This window comes from Phenylobacterium sp., assembly GCF_004297125.1.
GTDB lineage: Bacteria > Pseudomonadota > Alphaproteobacteria > Caulobacterales > Caulobacteraceae > Phenylobacterium.
The window spans coordinates 388,122-402,668 of record NZ_SCVD01000019.1 but is presented as its reverse complement, the minus strand read 5'-3'; the positions used below and the strand labels follow the sequence as shown (position 1 = coordinate 402,668).

At 70.5% G+C, this 14,547-nt stretch carries 13 protein-coding genes; 2 read left to right on the top strand and 11 right to left on the bottom strand.

Features of this window, described 5'->3' with window-relative positions; genetic code table 11:
- Positions 1 to 31: 31 nt before the first annotated feature.
- From aptA to EPO51_RS10280, 7 genes are all read right to left on the bottom strand, one after another.
- Positions 32 to 1,360 (bottom strand): omega-aminotransferase AptA, encoded by a 1,329-nt coding sequence (aptA, locus tag EPO51_RS10310; protein ID WP_293349657.1) that lies wholly within the window; start codon positions 1,358 to 1,360, stop codon positions 32 to 34.
- Positions 1,357 to 2,346: an alpha/beta fold hydrolase gene (locus tag EPO51_RS10305; protein WP_293349654.1), complete on the bottom strand. Its 990-nt coding sequence runs from the start codon at positions 2,344 to 2,346 to the stop codon at positions 1,357 to 1,359. The genes aptA and EPO51_RS10305 overlap by 4 nt, the downstream gene beginning before the upstream one ends.
- A 108-nt stretch (positions 2,347 to 2,454) precedes the next feature.
- Complete coding sequence (gene leuB, locus EPO51_RS10300) at positions 2,455 to 3,567, bottom strand: 3-isopropylmalate dehydrogenase (RefSeq protein ID WP_293349651.1); 1,113 nt, start codon at positions 3,565 to 3,567, stop codon at positions 2,455 to 2,457.
- Positions 3,551 to 4,297: a glucose 1-dehydrogenase gene (locus tag EPO51_RS10295; protein ID WP_293349648.1), complete on the bottom strand. Its 747-nt coding sequence runs from the start codon at positions 4,295 to 4,297 to the stop codon at positions 3,551 to 3,553. Before EPO51_RS10295 ends, leuB begins: the two co-directional genes overlap by 17 nt.
- 10 nt (positions 4,298 to 4,307) lie before the next feature.
- Positions 4,308 to 5,756: an aldehyde dehydrogenase family protein gene (locus EPO51_RS10290; RefSeq protein ID WP_293349645.1), complete on the bottom strand. Its 1,449-nt coding sequence runs from the start codon at positions 5,754 to 5,756 to the stop codon at positions 4,308 to 4,310.
- Between the two features lie 119 nt (positions 5,757 to 5,875).
- Positions 5,876 to 6,085, bottom strand: coding sequence for a helix-turn-helix transcriptional regulator (locus EPO51_RS10285; RefSeq protein ID WP_465246602.1), 210 nt, complete (start codon positions 6,083 to 6,085; stop codon positions 5,876 to 5,878).
- A gap of 3 nt (positions 6,086 to 6,088) precedes the next feature.
- A complete protein-coding gene (locus EPO51_RS10280) occupies positions 6,089 to 6,505 on the bottom strand; it encodes a hypothetical protein (RefSeq protein ID WP_293349642.1) in 417 nt (138 codons plus the stop codon).
- Positions 6,506 to 6,605: 100 nt separating this feature from the next.
- On the opposite strand from EPO51_RS10280, the gene EPO51_RS10275 reads away from it, so the two are divergent.
- The gene (locus EPO51_RS10275; RefSeq protein ID WP_293349639.1) at positions 6,606 to 7,016 is read left to right on the top strand and encodes a hypothetical protein; all 411 of its coding nucleotides are present in this window, start codon (positions 6,606 to 6,608) and stop codon (positions 7,014 to 7,016) included.
- Here EPO51_RS10275 and EPO51_RS10270 read toward each other — a convergent pair.
- The 4 genes from EPO51_RS10270 to EPO51_RS10255 form a co-directional block, all read right to left on the bottom strand.
- Positions 6,988 to 10,140, bottom strand: a complete 3,153-nt coding sequence (locus EPO51_RS10270; RefSeq protein ID WP_293349636.1) for an efflux RND transporter permease subunit — start codon at positions 10,138 to 10,140, stop codon at positions 6,988 to 6,990. The two genes, EPO51_RS10275 and EPO51_RS10270, sit on opposite strands and share 29 nt — an antisense overlap.
- A gap of 12 nt (positions 10,141 to 10,152) precedes the next feature.
- Positions 10,153 to 11,412, bottom strand: a complete 1,260-nt coding sequence (locus tag EPO51_RS10265; RefSeq protein ID WP_293349633.1) for an efflux RND transporter periplasmic adaptor subunit — start codon at positions 11,410 to 11,412, stop codon at positions 10,153 to 10,155.
- Entirely contained in the window at positions 11,412 to 12,656 is a 1,245-nt protein-coding gene (locus EPO51_RS10260) for a TolC family protein (protein WP_293349630.1), read from the bottom strand. Before EPO51_RS10260 ends, EPO51_RS10265 begins: the two co-directional genes overlap by 1 nt.
- A 104-nt stretch (positions 12,657 to 12,760) precedes the next feature.
- On the bottom strand, positions 12,761 to 13,177 hold the full coding sequence (locus EPO51_RS10255) for a hypothetical protein (protein WP_293349627.1): 417 nt from the start codon (positions 13,175 to 13,177) through the stop codon (positions 12,761 to 12,763).
- 269 nt (positions 13,178 to 13,446) lie between these two features.
- Here EPO51_RS10255 and EPO51_RS10250 point away from each other — a divergent pair, with 269 nt between their 5' ends.
- Positions 13,447 to 14,403, top strand: coding sequence for a LysR substrate-binding domain-containing protein (locus EPO51_RS10250; protein WP_293349624.1), 957 nt, complete (start codon positions 13,447 to 13,449; stop codon positions 14,401 to 14,403).
- The last annotated feature ends 144 nt before the right edge of the window (positions 14,404 to 14,547 follow it).

Sequence of the window (14,547 nt, the reverse complement as noted above, 5' to 3'; positions counted from 1 at the left end):
GCGGCGGGGAACGGTCGTGGTCGGCTTGCCGTCAGGCGATGGTCGCGAGCACCTCCCGCAACAGGCTCACCATCTCATCGATCTGGCCCGGTTCGACGATCAGCGCCGGGGACAGGGCCACGATGTCGCCGGTCACGCGCACCAGCAGGCCGCGGTCGAAGCAGGCGTGGTAGACTTCCTGGCCCCTCTCCCCGGGCTCGCCCGGCCGGGGCTCGAGCTCGATGCCGGCCACCAGGCCGATGTTGCGTATATCGATCACATGGCGTGCGTCGCGCAGGGAATGCACGGCGTCCTCGAACGTCGCCTCCAGGCCCGCCGCCCGTTCGAACAGGCCTTCGTCGCGATAGGTGTCCAGCGTCGCCAGACCTGCGGCGCAGGCCAGCGGATGGCCGGAATAGGTGTAGCCGTGGAACAGCTCGATGGGCGCGTCGGCCTCGTCCATCATGGTGTCGTGGATGTGCTGGCGCACGCCCACCGCGCCCATGGGCACAAGACCGTTGGTGATCCCCTTGGCCATCGTGACGAGGTCGGGCTGCACCTCGAAGCGGGCGGCCGCGAACGGCGCCCCCAGCCGGCCGAACCCGGTAATCACCTCGTCGAAGATCAGCAGGATGTCGTGCTTGTCGCAGAGCGCGCGCAGGCGCTGCAGGTAGCCCACCGGCGGGGCCAGCACGCCGGTAGAGCCAGCCACCGGCTCCACGATCACCGCGGCGATCGTCGAGGCGTCGTGCAGGGCGACGATCCGTTCCAGGGCGTCGGCCAGTTCCGCCCCGTGCTGGGGCTGGCCGCGCGAGAAGGCGTTGCGCGCCAGGTCGTGGGTGTGCGGCAGGTGGTCGACGCCGGCCAGCAGCGTGCCGAAGTACATCCGGTTCTTGACGATGCCGCCCACCGAGATGCCGCCGAAGCCGACCCCGTGGTAGCCGCGCTCCCGACCGATCAGGCGGGTCTTGGAGGCCTTGCCCCGGGCCCGCTGATAGGCGAGCGCGATCTTCAGCGCGGTGTCGACCGCCTCGGACCCCGAGTTGGTGAAGAACACGTGGTCCAGGTCGCCCGGCAGCAGGCCCGCGACGCGCGAGGCGAACTCGAAGGCGCGGGGATGGCCGAGATTGAAGTTGGTGGCGTAGCCCATCTGGGCCGCCTGCTGCTGGACCGCCTCGACGATCCGGGGGCGGTTGTGGCCCGCGTTCACGCACCACAGGCCCGCGACGCCGTCCAGCACCTTGCGGCCATCCGGCGTGAAGTAGTGCATGCCGTCGGCCCGATCGACCATCCGGGGACTCGCCTTGAACCGCCGGTTGGGCGTGAACGGCATCCAGTAGGCGTCGAGCGAATTCGGGACTGCGGTCGACAAGTGGTTCATGCCGGCTCCTTGATCGCCGCGGGCGCGGCGGGGGTCTGGGCTTTCAGAAAGGCGGCGACGTCCGCCGCGGACCGGTCGGGGATCTCCAGCTGCGGCAGGTGACCCGCGTCGGGATAGGTGATCAGCCTCGCGCCGGGGATCGCCTCGGCGAACTTGCGGCCGCTTTCCGGCTTGATGATCGTGTCCTGGTCGCCGTGCAGCACCAGGGTCGGCACGGCGATCTTGCCGAGCACGGCCGCGGTCGCAGCGCTGTGCTGGCCGGGCCGCATGCCCATTAGGATATCCCGATGGCCGGGCGCGCGCTGCACCTCGACCCAGCGGTCGACGAAGGCCGGGGTGATGAGCGACTTGTCGACCACGTCGGCCTGCAGCGCCGCCGAGGTGAGCGGCCGGGTCTCGATGTGCTTGAGCAGGAAGACGCCGAGCGGCGACTGCAACAGGCGGAAGGCCAGGGGCGGCTTGGTGAGCGTGGAGGCGGGCCAGCCCGCGGCGTCGACCAGCACCAGGGCGTTCAGACGTTGGGGATACCGGACGGCCACCTGCCAGGCGACGCCGCCGCCCATCGAGTTCCCGGCGATCGCGAAGGGCGGCAGGTCGAGCTTCGCCGCCAGGGCGTCCACCAGGTCGGCGTAGTTGTCCGGGCTGGGCTGATAGCCCGTCGGCGCGCGGGTCAGGCCATGGCCCGGCAGGTCGATGGTGATCACCCGGAAGTCCGGCGACAGGCGCTGGATCCAGCGGTCCCAGGTCAGGAAGGAGTCGCCGTAACCGTGGACCAGCATGATCACCGGCTTGGCGGGATCCCCGTCGTCACGATAGTGCATCCGCACCCCGCCCGGCAGGTCGGCGAACTTCGAGGTCGGGCCGGCATATTTCGCGTCCAGCCGCGCATAGGGGATGTCGGGCCGATTGAGGGCGAAGCCCGCGACGACCACCAACACCGCCAGCACCGCGATGATCACGCCCAGCACCACGCCCATCTTGGCCATGCACCCTCCTCGCGACCGTTCGCGACCCCCGGACGGACTCTATCGCTCCGGTGACCGCGTCCCAACCGGGTTAAGTGCTCAATCCCTTGAGCACCGGCATCGTGAAGCTCAGACGGCCTCCAGCTCCCGCAGGACCGCGTCGGTCATCGCCGTGGTGGAGACCACCGTCGCGCCGGGCGTCGCGATGTCCGCGGTGCGCGCGCCGGCGGCCAGCGCCCGACGCACGGCCGCGTCGAGGCGGTCCGCCGCCTGCGGGGCGTCCATCGAATGGCGCAGGCACATTCCGAAGGAAAGGATGGTCGCCAGCGGGTTGGCGATCCCGCGCCCGGCGATGTCCGGGGCCGAGCCATGCACCGGTTCGTAAAGCGCCTTGCGTCGGCCCTGGCTGTCCGCGGCGCCCAGGGAGGCGGACGGCAGCAGGCCCAGCGACCCGGTGAGCATGGCCGCGGCGTCCGAAAGGATGTCGCCGAACAGATTGTCCGTCACGACGACGTCGAACTGCTTGGGCCGCCGCATCAGCTGCATCGCGCAGTTGTCGGCGTACATGTGGCTGAGCTCGACGTCGGGATAGTCGGCGCCGACGCGAGTGGCGATGGCGCGCCAGAAGGCGCCCGTCTGCATGACGTTGGCCTTGTCCACCGAGCAGACCCGCCGCCCGCGGCCCCGGGCGATGTCGAAGGCGGCCCGGACCACCCGCTCGACCTCGACGGATGTGTAGGCCTGGGTGTCGTAGGCGCGGCTGACCCCGCCGCCCAGATCCTCGACGCCCCGCGGCTCGCCGAAATAGACCCCGGCCGTCAGCTCGCGGATGATCAATATATCGAGCCCCTCGACGAACTCGGGGCGCAGGCTGGAGGCGGCCACCAGCTCCGGATAGCAGAGCGCGGGCCGCAGGTTGGCGAACAGGTCCATGTCCTTGCGCAGGCGCAGCAGGCCCGCCTCCGGACGAAGGGCGATCGGCTGGCGGTCCCAGGCCTCGCCGCCCACCGCGCCGAACAGGACCGCGTCCGCGGCCAGGGCCAGCGCCGCCGTCTCGTCGGTGATCGGGAGGCCGTGGGCGTCGATCGCCGCGCCGCCGACCAGGGCTTCCGAAACCTCGACCGTGCGGCCCAACTCGCCCTCGAACCGGCGTACGACGCGCAGGGTCTCGGCGATCACCTCCGGGCCGATGCCGTCGCCCGGCAGGACCAGCAGGCGGAACGGCTCAGATGCAGCGCCCACCGTCCACCTCCATGGCCACGCCGGTGATCATCGAGGCGTCGTCCGAGCACAGGAACGCCGCCGCGGCGCCCATGTCGGCCGGCGTGGAGAACCGGCCGAGCGGAATCGAGGCCAGGAACTTCGCCCGCACCTCCGGCGTGTCCTCACCCATGAAGGTCGCCAGCAGCGGCGTGTCGCCCGCGACCGGGTTGATCGCGTTCACCCGCACCTGGAACGGCGCCAGCTCGACGGCCATGGCCCGGGTGGCGGTGATCATCCAGCCCTTGGAGGCGTTGTACCAGGTCAGGTTCGGCCGCGGGCTGACCCCGCCCGTCGACGCGACATTGAGGATGGCGCCGCGCCGGGCCGCCTTCATGGCCGGGACCAGATGCCTGGCCGTGAGATAGACGGATTTCACGTTGACCGCCCAGATGCGGTCGAAGTCCGCCTCCGACAGTTCATCGAGCGGTCGCGGCGTGTGACCTATGCCGGCGTTGTTGACCAGGATGTCCACCACGCCCAGGGCCTCCCGGACCTGACCCGCCATCGCCGCCACCGCCGCGTCGTCGGAAACGTCCGCCCGCGCCGCGATCACACCGTCGCCCAACTCCGCCGCCAGCGCCTGCGCCGCGGCCAGGTTGAGGTCCACGATGGCGACCCGGGCGCCCTCGGCCACGAACCGGCGCACGATCCCCTCGCCGAAACCCGACGCCCCGCCAGTTACGATCGCCGTCCTGCCCGCAAGCCGCATGCTGCTCCCCTCACCCATGGTGCGCCGCCACGGTCTTCAGCACGGTGAAGCCGTACAGCGCCTCGAAACCCTTCTCCCGCCCGTGACCCGAGCGGCCGACCCCGCCGAACGGCAACTCCACGCCGCCGGCCGCGCCATAATTGTTCAGGAACACCTGCCCGGCCCGCAGCTTCCGGGCCATTCGGAACAAGCGGTCGGCATCCCGCGTCCAGACGCCGGCCACCAGGCCATAGGGCGTGCCGTTGGCGATCCGCACGGCGTCCTCTTCGGTGTCGAAGGGGATCACCACCTGCACCGGCCCGAAGATCTCCTCCTGGGCCAGCCGATGGTCGGGTGCGACGTCGCCGAACACCATGGCCGGCAGGTAGTGGCCGCCCGAGGGCGCATCGGCGACGACCTGGCCTTCGCCGATCAGGGTGAGTTCCCGCCGGGCGACCTCGACGAAGCCCTCGATCATGGCCTTCTGCCGGGCGCTGATGATGGGTCCCAGGTCCAGGTCGGCCCGCGCCGGACCGGACCGCAGCGCCGCGAACCGTTCCGCAAGGCGGGCCGCGACCTGATCGTAGACGCCGCGCTGCACGAGAATCCGCGAACCGGCCGAGCAGGTCTGGCCGGCGTTCTGGATGCCGGCGCTGACCAGGAACGGCAGCGCCTTGTCCAGGTCGGCGTCGTCGAACACGACCTGGGGCGACTTGCCGCCGAGCTCCAGGGTGACCGGCACGGCGTTGCGCGCCGCCGCCGCCTGGATCGTCGCGCCGACGCCGCTGGAGCCGGTGAAGGAGATATGGTCGATGCCCGGGTGTCCGGCCAGGGCCGCGCCGGCCGCCGCGCCGGTTCCGGGAACCACGTTCAGCGCGCCCGCTGGAAGCCCCGCCTCGGCGGCGATGCGCGCGAAGGCCAGGGCGGTCAGCGACGCCTGCTCCGCCGGCTTCAGCACCGCGGCGTTGCCCACCGCTAGGGCCGCCACCACCGAGCGTCCGATGATCTGCATCGGATAGTTCCAGGGGATGATGTGCCCCGTGACGCCATGCGGCTCGCGCAGGGTGAAGACCGTGTAGCCCGGCAGGTAGGGGATGCTCTCGCCATGCAGCTTGTCCGCCGCGCCGCCGTAGAATTCCAGATAGCGGGCGAGGGCCACGACATCGGCGCGGGCCTGTTTCAGCGGCTTGCCGACGTCCAGCGCCTCCAGCTCGGCCAGCCGGTCGGCCTGGGCCAGCACGGCCCGGCCGATCTGCGCCAGCAGCCGGCCCCGCTCGGCCGCAGACAATGCGCCCCATTCCGACGACAGGGCGCCGCGGGCCGCGTCTACCGCAGCGTCGACGTCGTCCGCCCCGCCGGCGGCTAGGCTGCCGACCGTCTCGCCGTTGGACGGGTTCTCGATCGGCAGGGTCTCCCCGCTCGCCGCTCCCCGCCAGCGGCCCCCGACGAAGACGCCCTCACGCGCGAAATCCAGATCCACTCGACGCACTCCCGACCGCGACCGCCGTCTGATTGGGTCGCCGCCGCCGCAGGTTCAAGCGGAAACTCCGCGGGCGGCGGCGGCGGGATCGAGAAATCGCGCCGATTGCCGAGGTTCGGTCAGCCCTGCCACTGGAACACGTCCTCGAGCGGCGCGCCGAAGACCTGGGCGATCCGGAAGGCCGCTTCCAGCGAGGGAGAATATTTTCCGGCCTCGATGGCGGCGACGGTCTGGCGGGTCATGCCGATGCGCTCGGCCAGGTCGCTCTGGGTCATCTCGCCGTGCTCGAAGCGCAGGCGGCGGATCTGGTTGGCGATGGGCGGTGGCACGGATCAGCCGCCGCGCCGGAAGAAGACGATCTGCGCCACCGAGACCGCCAGGGCGGCGACCACGACGTCCAGCAAGGCGAAATTCAGCAGGTCGACCGGCGGATGGCCGAAGTGCGCCGGCGCGGCCAGCAGCAGGACGCCCACCATCAGGACATAGTAACCCAGGCTCTGCGCCCGCCAGGCGATCAGCCGCTCGCGTTCGTCGCGCGGTGCACGCGCATCCTTCGGCGCCAGCCTCGCGGCGACGGCATGCGAGGCGATCTGCAGGACGACCAGCGCCGCCACGCAGAGCAGCAGGAGATGCAGGGTGTCGAAGCCCCGCGGGCTCACGCTGCCGGTCGCGATGGAGCCGAAGTAGACACCGAAACACACCACGACGGTGACCAGCGAGATCCAGGCGGACAGTTCCCGGAACGACATGAACCCTCCAATGTTAAAAATCTTTGACATGATGTCAGCATGATTTTACATGACGTCAGCTGTTCCCGCCAAGCTTGCGCGGGACCGACGGGAGCTTTCCATGCGCCGCGCCTTCCCGGTCCAGATCGCCCTTGCGACCGCCGTGGCCAGCCTCGCGCTGTCCGGCGCGGCCCGCGCGCAGCATCCCGTGGCGCCGCCAGCGCCCGCAGGACGGACGGTCGATCTCCAGGGCGATCCGCGGGCCTTCATGAACAACCCGCAGATCCACGCCTTCTACGACCTCTCCGTGGCGACGCTCGGCCGCGGGGCGCCGCCGGTCGACGTGAAGGCCTATGAAGCCAAGTCGTTCGCGCTGTTCCGCGCACTCGGCGCGGCGATGGGCGCCAGCCCGGAGGCCATGCAGGACCACCTCAAGCTGATCCCGCGCCAGGTCATCCAGATCGTGAAGGAAGACCCCAAGGTCCTCGACAGCTTCGACGCCTTCACCGACGCGCTGGTTGGCCCGAAATAGGCACGGCGCCCGCCCGGCCGTGGACCAGGCTGTAAAGCGCCGGAAGCACGAGCAAGGTCAGCAGCGTCGAGGAGATGATTCCGCCGATCACCACGGTCGCCAGGGGCCGTTGCACCTCGGCCCCCGCCCCGACATTGAGCGCCATCGGCACAAACCCCAGGCTGGCGACCAAGGCTGTCATCAGCACCGGCCGCAGCCGGGTCAGCGCGCCCTCGCGGATCGCCTCGTCCAGCGGCCGTCCCTCGGCGACCAGGCTCCGGATGAAGCTCACCATGACAACCCCGTTCAGCACCGCCACGCCGGAGAGCGCGATGAAGCCGACGCCGGCGGAGATCGAGAGCGGCAGCCCGCGCAGCAGCAGGGCCGCGACCCCGCCGGTCAGGGCCAGAGGCACGCCCGAGAAGACGATGGCGCTGTCGCGCACCGACCGGAATAGCGCGAACAGCAGCGCGAAGATCAGCGCCAGCACGACCGGCACCACCAGCTGCAGCCGCTTGGCCGCCGAGATGAGCTGCTCGAACGTCCCGCCGTAGGTGATCCAGTAGCCGGACGGGGGCTCGACCTCCGCGCCGACCTTGGCCTGGACCTCCGTGATGAAGCCGCCCAGGTCGCGGTCCCTGACGTTGGCGGTGACCACCACGCGGCGTTTGCCGTCCTCGCGGCTGATCTGGTTCGGCCCCTTCTCCACCACCACCGTCGCCACCTCCTCCAGGGGCACGAAGGAACGGGCCCCGGCCGCCGACGGGATCGGGATCTGCAGACGGCCGATCGCATCGGTGTCCGCGCGGAGCGCTTCGGGCAACCGCACCACGATGTCGAACCGGCGGTCGCCCTCGAAGACCTGGCCGGCCACCACGCCTCCGATCGACGCGGAGACGACCTCCTGGACATCCGCCACGCTCAGGCCGACGCGCGCCAGGGCCGCCCGGTCGGGTCGGACCTGCAGCACGGGCAGGCCGGCGACCTGCTCCACGCCGACATCCTCGGCCCCCTCGACGCCCGCCACCACGGCCTTGATCTCGTCGCCGAGCGCCAGGAGCCGGTCGAGGTCGTCCCCGAACACCTTGATCGCGACGTCCGCCCGGACCCCTGAAAGGAGCTCGTTGAAACGCATCTGGATCGGCTGGGTGAACTCGTAGTTGTTGCCCGGGATCGGGGCGACGGCCGCCTTCATCTCCGCCACCAGATCGGCGCGGGGTTTTCGCGGATCCGGCCAGTCCTTGCGGTCCTTCAGCATGATGAAGGTGTCGGCGACGGAGGGGGGCATGGGGTCCGTCGCCACCTCGGCGGTGCCGATCTTGGAGGCGACCCGTTCCACCTCGGGGAACTGCCTGAGGCGACGCTCCAGGACCGTCTGCATCCGGACCGCCTGGCTCAGGCTCGTGCCGGGGATGCGCATCGCGTGCATGGCGATATCGCCTTCGTCGAGACTCGGAACGAACTCCGAGCCCATGCGGCTCGCCGCGAAGGCGGAGATCGCGACCAGCAGGACGGCAGTGACCACGAAGACCACGCGTAGGCGCAGCGCCGCATCCAGCGCCGGCCCGTAGAGCCGCCGCGCGCCGCGCATGACGAGACTGTCCCGTTCTTCCACCCGGCCCGAGACGAAGAGGGCGACCGCGGCGGGCACGAACGTCAGCGACAGGACGAGCGCGAAGGTGAGCGCCATCACGACGGTGACCGCCATCGGATGGAACATCTTCCCCTCCACTCCGGTCAGGGCGAAGATCGGCACGTAGACCAGGGTGATGATCAGCACGCCGAACAGCGAGGGGCGGATGACCTCGCTCGACGCGGAGGCGGACAGGTCGAACCGCTCCTGCCGCGTCAGCAGGCGCCCCAGACTATGCTGCGCCTCCCCGAACCGACGCAGGCAGTTCTCGACGATGATGACGGCGCCGTCGACGATCAGGCCGAAGTCCAACGCCCCCAGGCTCATGAGATTGCCCGAGACGCCCGCCCGCACCATACCGGTGATGGTCATCAGCATGGTGACCGGGATCACGGCGGCGGTGATCAGGGCGGCGCGGATGTTCCCGAGCAGCACGAACAGCACCACGACCACCAGTAGGGCGCCCTCCACCAGATTGGTCTCCACAGTCCTGATGGCCCGGTCGACGAGATCGGTCCGATCGTAGATCGGCTTCGCGACAACACCCGCTGGCAGCGCCTTGGCGGCCTGTTCCAGCCTGGTGACCGCCGCCTGGGCGACGGTTCGGCTGTTCTCGCCGACCAGCATGATGACCGTGCCCAGCACGACCTCGCGCCCGTCCTCGGTCGCCGCACCGGTGCGCAGTTCCTCGCCCATGATCACATCCGCCACGTCGCCGATGCGGATCGGGACGCCGTTGCGGTTGGTGATCAGGATCGCCGAGAGGTCCTCCCGCGTCGCCGCCTGGCCGGGAACGCGGACGAGGTACTGCTCGCCGTGGCGCTCGATGTAGCCGGCGCCGACGTTGGCGTTGTTCCGCCCCAGCGCCGCGATAACCTCGCCCATGGTCACGTCGTAGGCGGCCAACCGTTCCGGCGCCGGGGTCACGTGATACTGACGCTCGAAGCCGCCGATGGTGTTGACCTCGGTGACCCCCGGCGTGTTGCGCAACTGTGGCCGGATCACCCAGTCCTGCAGTGTCCGGAGGTCCTCGGGCGTATAGCGCCGGCCATCCGGCCGCCGGGCGTCCGGCCTGGCTTCCACGGTATACATGAGGATCTCGCCCAGCCCGGTCGAGATCGGCCCCAGCTCGGGCGTCACGCCATCCGGCAGCTGGCCACGGGCGGCCTGGAGCCGCTCGTTCACCAGCTGGCGGGCGAAGTAGATGTCGGTCCGGTCTGCGAAGACGAGGGTGACCTGGCTCAGGCCGTAGCGGGAGACCGAGCGGGTGTACTGCAGGCCCGGCAGTCCCGCGATGGCCGTCTCCACCGGAACGGTGATGCGTTGTTCGGACTCCAGGGGCGAGAAGCCCGGAGCCGCGGTGTTGATCTGCACCTGGACATTGGTGATGTCCGGCGTCGCGTCGATGGGCAGCCTCTGGAAGCTCCAGACGCCGATGGCGCAGAAGCCGAGGACGAGCGACAGGACGATCCACCGGAAGCGGATCGCGAGCGCGATGATGCGGTCGAGCATGGCGGCGCGCTCCTAGTGGTCGTGGCTCGCGCCGGACTTCTCGATGTCCGCGCGAATGAGGAAGGCGCCATCGACCACGTACTCGGTCCCCGGTTCGAGGCCGCCCAGCACCTCGGTCCATTCCGGCGTGCGGCGGCCGAGCTCCAGCATGCGGACCTCGTAGGTGTCCCCGACCTTGGCGTAGACCACCTCGAAGTCGCGGAACGGCTGGATCGCCCTGGTGCGAACCGCCAGGGGCGCGGACGTGGCGCCCACGTGGACGACGCCCTTCACGCCGAGACCGGGGCGCCAAGCCTCGCCCGGCGCCGTCAGGTGGACGTGGGCGATCAGGGTCTGGTTCGTCAGGTCGGCGGTCGGCAGGATGGCCTCCACGCTGCTGGTGATCCGGTGATCGCCGGCCAGGCTGAACACCTCCACCGGCTGGCCCACCCGGACCCGCTCGGCATCCCGCGGATAGAGGAAGAACTCGGCGTGAAGCTTGGTCGGGTCGGCGACGACCAGGATGGGCTCGGCGCCCGTGATCCCCCCCACCACCACGTTCTTCTTCACGATCACCCCGCCGAGCGGCGCGGTGACGGGATAGGTCTGCAGGCTCTCGCTGGATTCGACGCGCGCGAGGACCTGGCCGCGCCGCACCCGCTGGCCCAGTTCGGCGTTCAGGCTGACGACCCGGCCGGGGTAGCGGGCGTGGACCTCGCTCTGGCCCTCCGGCGTGATCTCGACCCGGCCGGCGATCGGCAGGGTCTCGCCCAGGGTGGCCGGCCCGGCGCGTTCGGTGGTCACCCGGCCGGCGCGCGCGGCGTCGGCGGAGATGGTCGTGCGGCCCTCGTAAGACGAATAGGTCCAGCTGTGCCGAGCGCCGCCCCGGGTCGCGACGACGCTGACATCGAAGGAGTGCGGCTCCCGCACGACCGCAGCGCTGGTCAGGTAGTCCGCCTCCGGCGTCAGCGTGAAGCGATCTACCTTCGGGCCGAGGCGGGTGAGCGCGATCGACGCCTGGACCTGCTTCGGATCGAGCGGCTTGTCCTTCAGGTACGGATAGAGTCGGAACAGCGGTTCGGGCCCGTCTTCGTAGAGCGTGACCTCGAGCGAGAAGTCTCCGTCACGGAGCAGGCGGCCGCGATGGGGGCCGCGCTCGTACTCGGCCGCCTCGGTGGCGGCTTCCTCGCCTTCGGGCGACTTGGACGCGCCCTGGCCGCAGGCGGCGAGCGCGGCGGCGAGGGACAGGGGCAGGATCAGGCGGGCCAGCCGCCGGACAGGGTCGGCGTGCATCAGCGACGCTCCGGATTGAGGTTGGACGAGGCGAGCGCGGCGTGGCGCCCGGTGAGGCGGTCGAGCGCCGCCTGATCGAGGTGGAATTGGCGCAGCGCCGCGACCCGCCGGGTGCGGGCGTCGGCGAGCGCCCGCTCCGCCTCGGTGACGTTGAGGTATTGGAAGGCGCCGCGGTTGAAGCCGTCGCGCACCTGTTCGACGGTGCGGATCGCACTCGGGACCACCTCCGCGCGGATCCGCTCGGCCTCGACAGCGAGGCTCTTCATGCGAGCGGTCAGGCGCGCGATGTCCCGCTCCCGCAGCGTCCGTTCCGCGGCGATGTCCGCCTCCGCCGCGTTCCGCTCGGCGAGCGCCCGTTCGACCCCGGCCTTGTTGGTGTCGTAGCGGCGCAAGGGGATGCTGCCGCCGACCACGAAGGCGACCTCGTCCCCCTGGCCCAGGTAGCGCACGCCTGCGCGAACCGTAGGGTCGACGACGCCCTTCGCCTGCTCCACGCGCACCGTGGCGGCGGCGATGTCCCGCTCGGCCTCCAGCAGTGCGAGGTCAGCCGTCGCGACCTGATCCGGCGCGGATGGTCCGGTCACGCCGAAGAAAGTCATGAGATCGAGAGCGAACCCCGGCCCGCCGCTCCAGAACCGCGCGAGCGTCGCCCTCGCATTCTCGGCCGTGGCGCGGGCCTGGTCCCGCTCGATCTCCGCCTGGGCGGTGGCGGCCTCGGCGCGGGAGCCGGCGAACAGCGGGTCCTTGGCGCTGCGGACCCGGCGGTCGATGTCGGCCTGGGCGCTCCGGGCTGCGAGCAGCCAGGCGTCCGCGATCAGCAGCTCCGCCTCGGCGGCCAGCGCCTCGGCATAGGCAATCTGCACCTCCTTCAGAAGGTCGAGGCGGCGCACCTCCCGGCGGCGGCGCGCCGCCTCCATCTGGGCGCGCGCCAGGCCCGTTCGCGCCTCGCGCTTGCCGCCCCGCTCCAGCGTCTGCTGATAGCTGAAGGTCGCCTCGGTGCGATCCAGGGTGGAATAGGCCCCCGTGCCGGCGAAGTTCTCCAGCTCGACACCCAGCGAGGGGTTCGGTTTCACGCCTGCCTGGCGCAGGTTGGCTTCGGCGGCGGCGAGCCGGGCGTCCCAGCCGCCCACCGCGGGATCGGCGGCGCTTGCCCGCGACAGCGCCTCGGCGAGGTCGAGGGACGGGAAGGTCGTCTGGGCGGACGCCGGGCAGGCTGCCGTCAGCGAAAGGATGAGGATGGCCATCGCGGCCAGCCCCGGCCGCGAACGCGCGCGGCCACGAGGTCGGATTGACATGGGATTCTCGAACGAGAGGGATCAGGCGGACGCAGCCTGATCGCCGCGCCCGTTCAGGCGAACCGTTCGAGGTCCGGTCTTGGCGGTCGTTCGAGGCCGCCGGGCGAGGAGGACGGCGGGGCCGGGGTCGCTCGGATGGCGGGTGCGTGGGCGCGGGACATGACCAGTCCGGTCACGGCGTCGCCGACAAGGATGACGAGCTGCGGCCCGTCGCCGTGATGATGATGCGACGCCGGCTCCGGTCCGCCGGACTCCGTGGCCGCCGCCTGATCGCGATCCGGATGCTGATCGGCGTCGTCGTGATCGTAGACCACGTGGCCGGCCACCGGGTTGGCCGCATGCTGCACGCCCAGGTCATGCTCGATGCGTTCGACCGAGGCGAAGGTGAACTGGGCGGACAACAGCGCGGCCAGCGCCACGCAGAACGCGGCGACGAGAGCCCTCAGTTGTCTGGCGCGCAGGTTCGGCACCCGTTCCCCTTCCGAAGGCTCACTACCTAGGTCGCACGATCGGACAGCGCAAGCAGCACTGCGTCCGGCCGGACAAGGCGGCTTCCCGCCTTCGGGGGACGGGCTTGTTTCAGCTACGGCTCCAGCTGCATCGGCCTGAGACGTCCATGCCGCCGCTATCCACACCGGTGTTCCTGAGCCGCCGGTTGCGCGATACACCGGCCTGGCGGACGAGCGATTTGAGGCAAGAGCCTGGTGGCGCGGGAGGCGTCTTCGCGCCGGAGGGACAGGTGCAACGCAAGCTCGACCAACTCCTGAAGTTCCGACAGCTGCGGATGCTGGACGCCTTGGCGCGCCACCAGTCGCTGACCCGCGCGGCGGGAACGATCGGCGTGACCCAACCCGCTCTGACTAAAATGGTGCGCGAGCTTGAGGAGCTCCTGGGCGAACCTCTCTTCGAGCGTCACGCCCGCGGCGTGCGCCCTACCGCCGTAGGTCAGGTGGTCACCCGGTACGCACGCCGAGCGCTCGCAGACCTGCACCGCCTCGAGGAGGAACTCGACCTTGCGGGCGAGCCAGGCCACGCGGCCGTCGTCGTGGCCGGGGCGCTGCCGGTGGCGGCGGTGGGAATCATGCCGGCCGTGATCCGCCGCGTGCGCGCGGAGCACGCAAACCTGCAGGTCCGCATCGTCGAGGGACGGACCGAAACCCTGCTCGCCCAGCTCGAGGCCGGCGAAGTCGATCTCGTCGTGGGTCGGCTCTATCCGCCCGTCGCGCCGGACGCGCTGCGCCGCGAAGCGCTCTACGCGGAACCGATCTCGGTGATGGCGCGGGCCGGGCATCCGTTGCAACGGCTGCGGCGGCCGACGGCGAAGGATCTTGCAGCCTTCGACCTGGTGCTGCCCACCTTCAGCCAGCGGATCAGCCATGACGTCGAGCATTTCATGACGTCGGGCGGGCTGGAGGCGGGACCGGGGACCATTCGCTCCACGTCGCGCGGCTTCATCCGCGAGATGGTGCTCTCGACCGACATGCTGACCGTCATGCCCCGCATGGTCATGGGCGGAGACCTGCTGCGCCGCGAGGCCATCGTGCTACCTGCGCCCGCGCCGGCTTTTCCGCGCCCGGCCGGGGTCATCACCAACCCCCAACGCGGCGTGTCGCGCGCGGCGGGCCTGTTCGTGCAGGTGGTTCGCGACACCCTGGCCGACCTCGCGGGGTCGGGCGATTTCGACATCACGCGCTGAGCGGATATCCATAATGGATTCCGCGTGACACGACGCCGGATCCATAACTGCATGGAATGTCTTGACGCAGAATTCCGATGCGCTGCGGACCGGCTGGACGGCTAGGGTGATGTCCCCAAGCGGCGATCGGAGAGGTCAGGACGC

What these genes read in the sequence shown, in the direction of transcription:
- aptA (WP_293349657.1), bottom strand. Translation starts at nt 1,360, where the DNA reads ATGAACCACTTGTCGACCGCAGTCCCGAATTCGCTCGACGCCTACTGG.
- EPO51_RS10305 (WP_293349654.1), bottom strand. Translation starts at nt 2,346, where the DNA reads ATGGCCAAGATGGGCGTGGTGCTGGGCGTGATCATCGCGGTGCTGGCG.
- EPO51_RS10295 (WP_293349648.1), bottom strand. Translation starts at nt 4,297, where the DNA reads ATGCGGCTTGCGGGCAGGACGGCGATCGTAACTGGCGGGGCGTCGGGT.
- EPO51_RS10280 (WP_293349642.1), bottom strand. Translation starts at nt 6,505, where the DNA reads ATGTCGTTCCGGGAACTGTCCGCCTGGATCTCGCTGGTCACCGTCGTG.
- EPO51_RS10275 (WP_293349639.1), top strand. Translation starts at nt 6,606, where the DNA reads ATGCGCCGCGCCTTCCCGGTCCAGATCGCCCTTGCGACCGCCGTGGCC.
- EPO51_RS10270 (WP_293349636.1), bottom strand. Translation starts at nt 10,140, where the DNA reads ATGCTCGACCGCATCATCGCGCTCGCGATCCGCTTCCGGTGGATCGTC.
- EPO51_RS10265 (WP_293349633.1), bottom strand. Translation starts at nt 11,412, where the DNA reads ATGCACGCCGACCCTGTCCGGCGGCTGGCCCGCCTGATCCTGCCCCTG.
- EPO51_RS10260 (WP_293349630.1), bottom strand. Translation starts at nt 12,656, where the DNA reads ATGGCCATCCTCATCCTTTCGCTGACGGCAGCCTGCCCGGCGTCCGCC.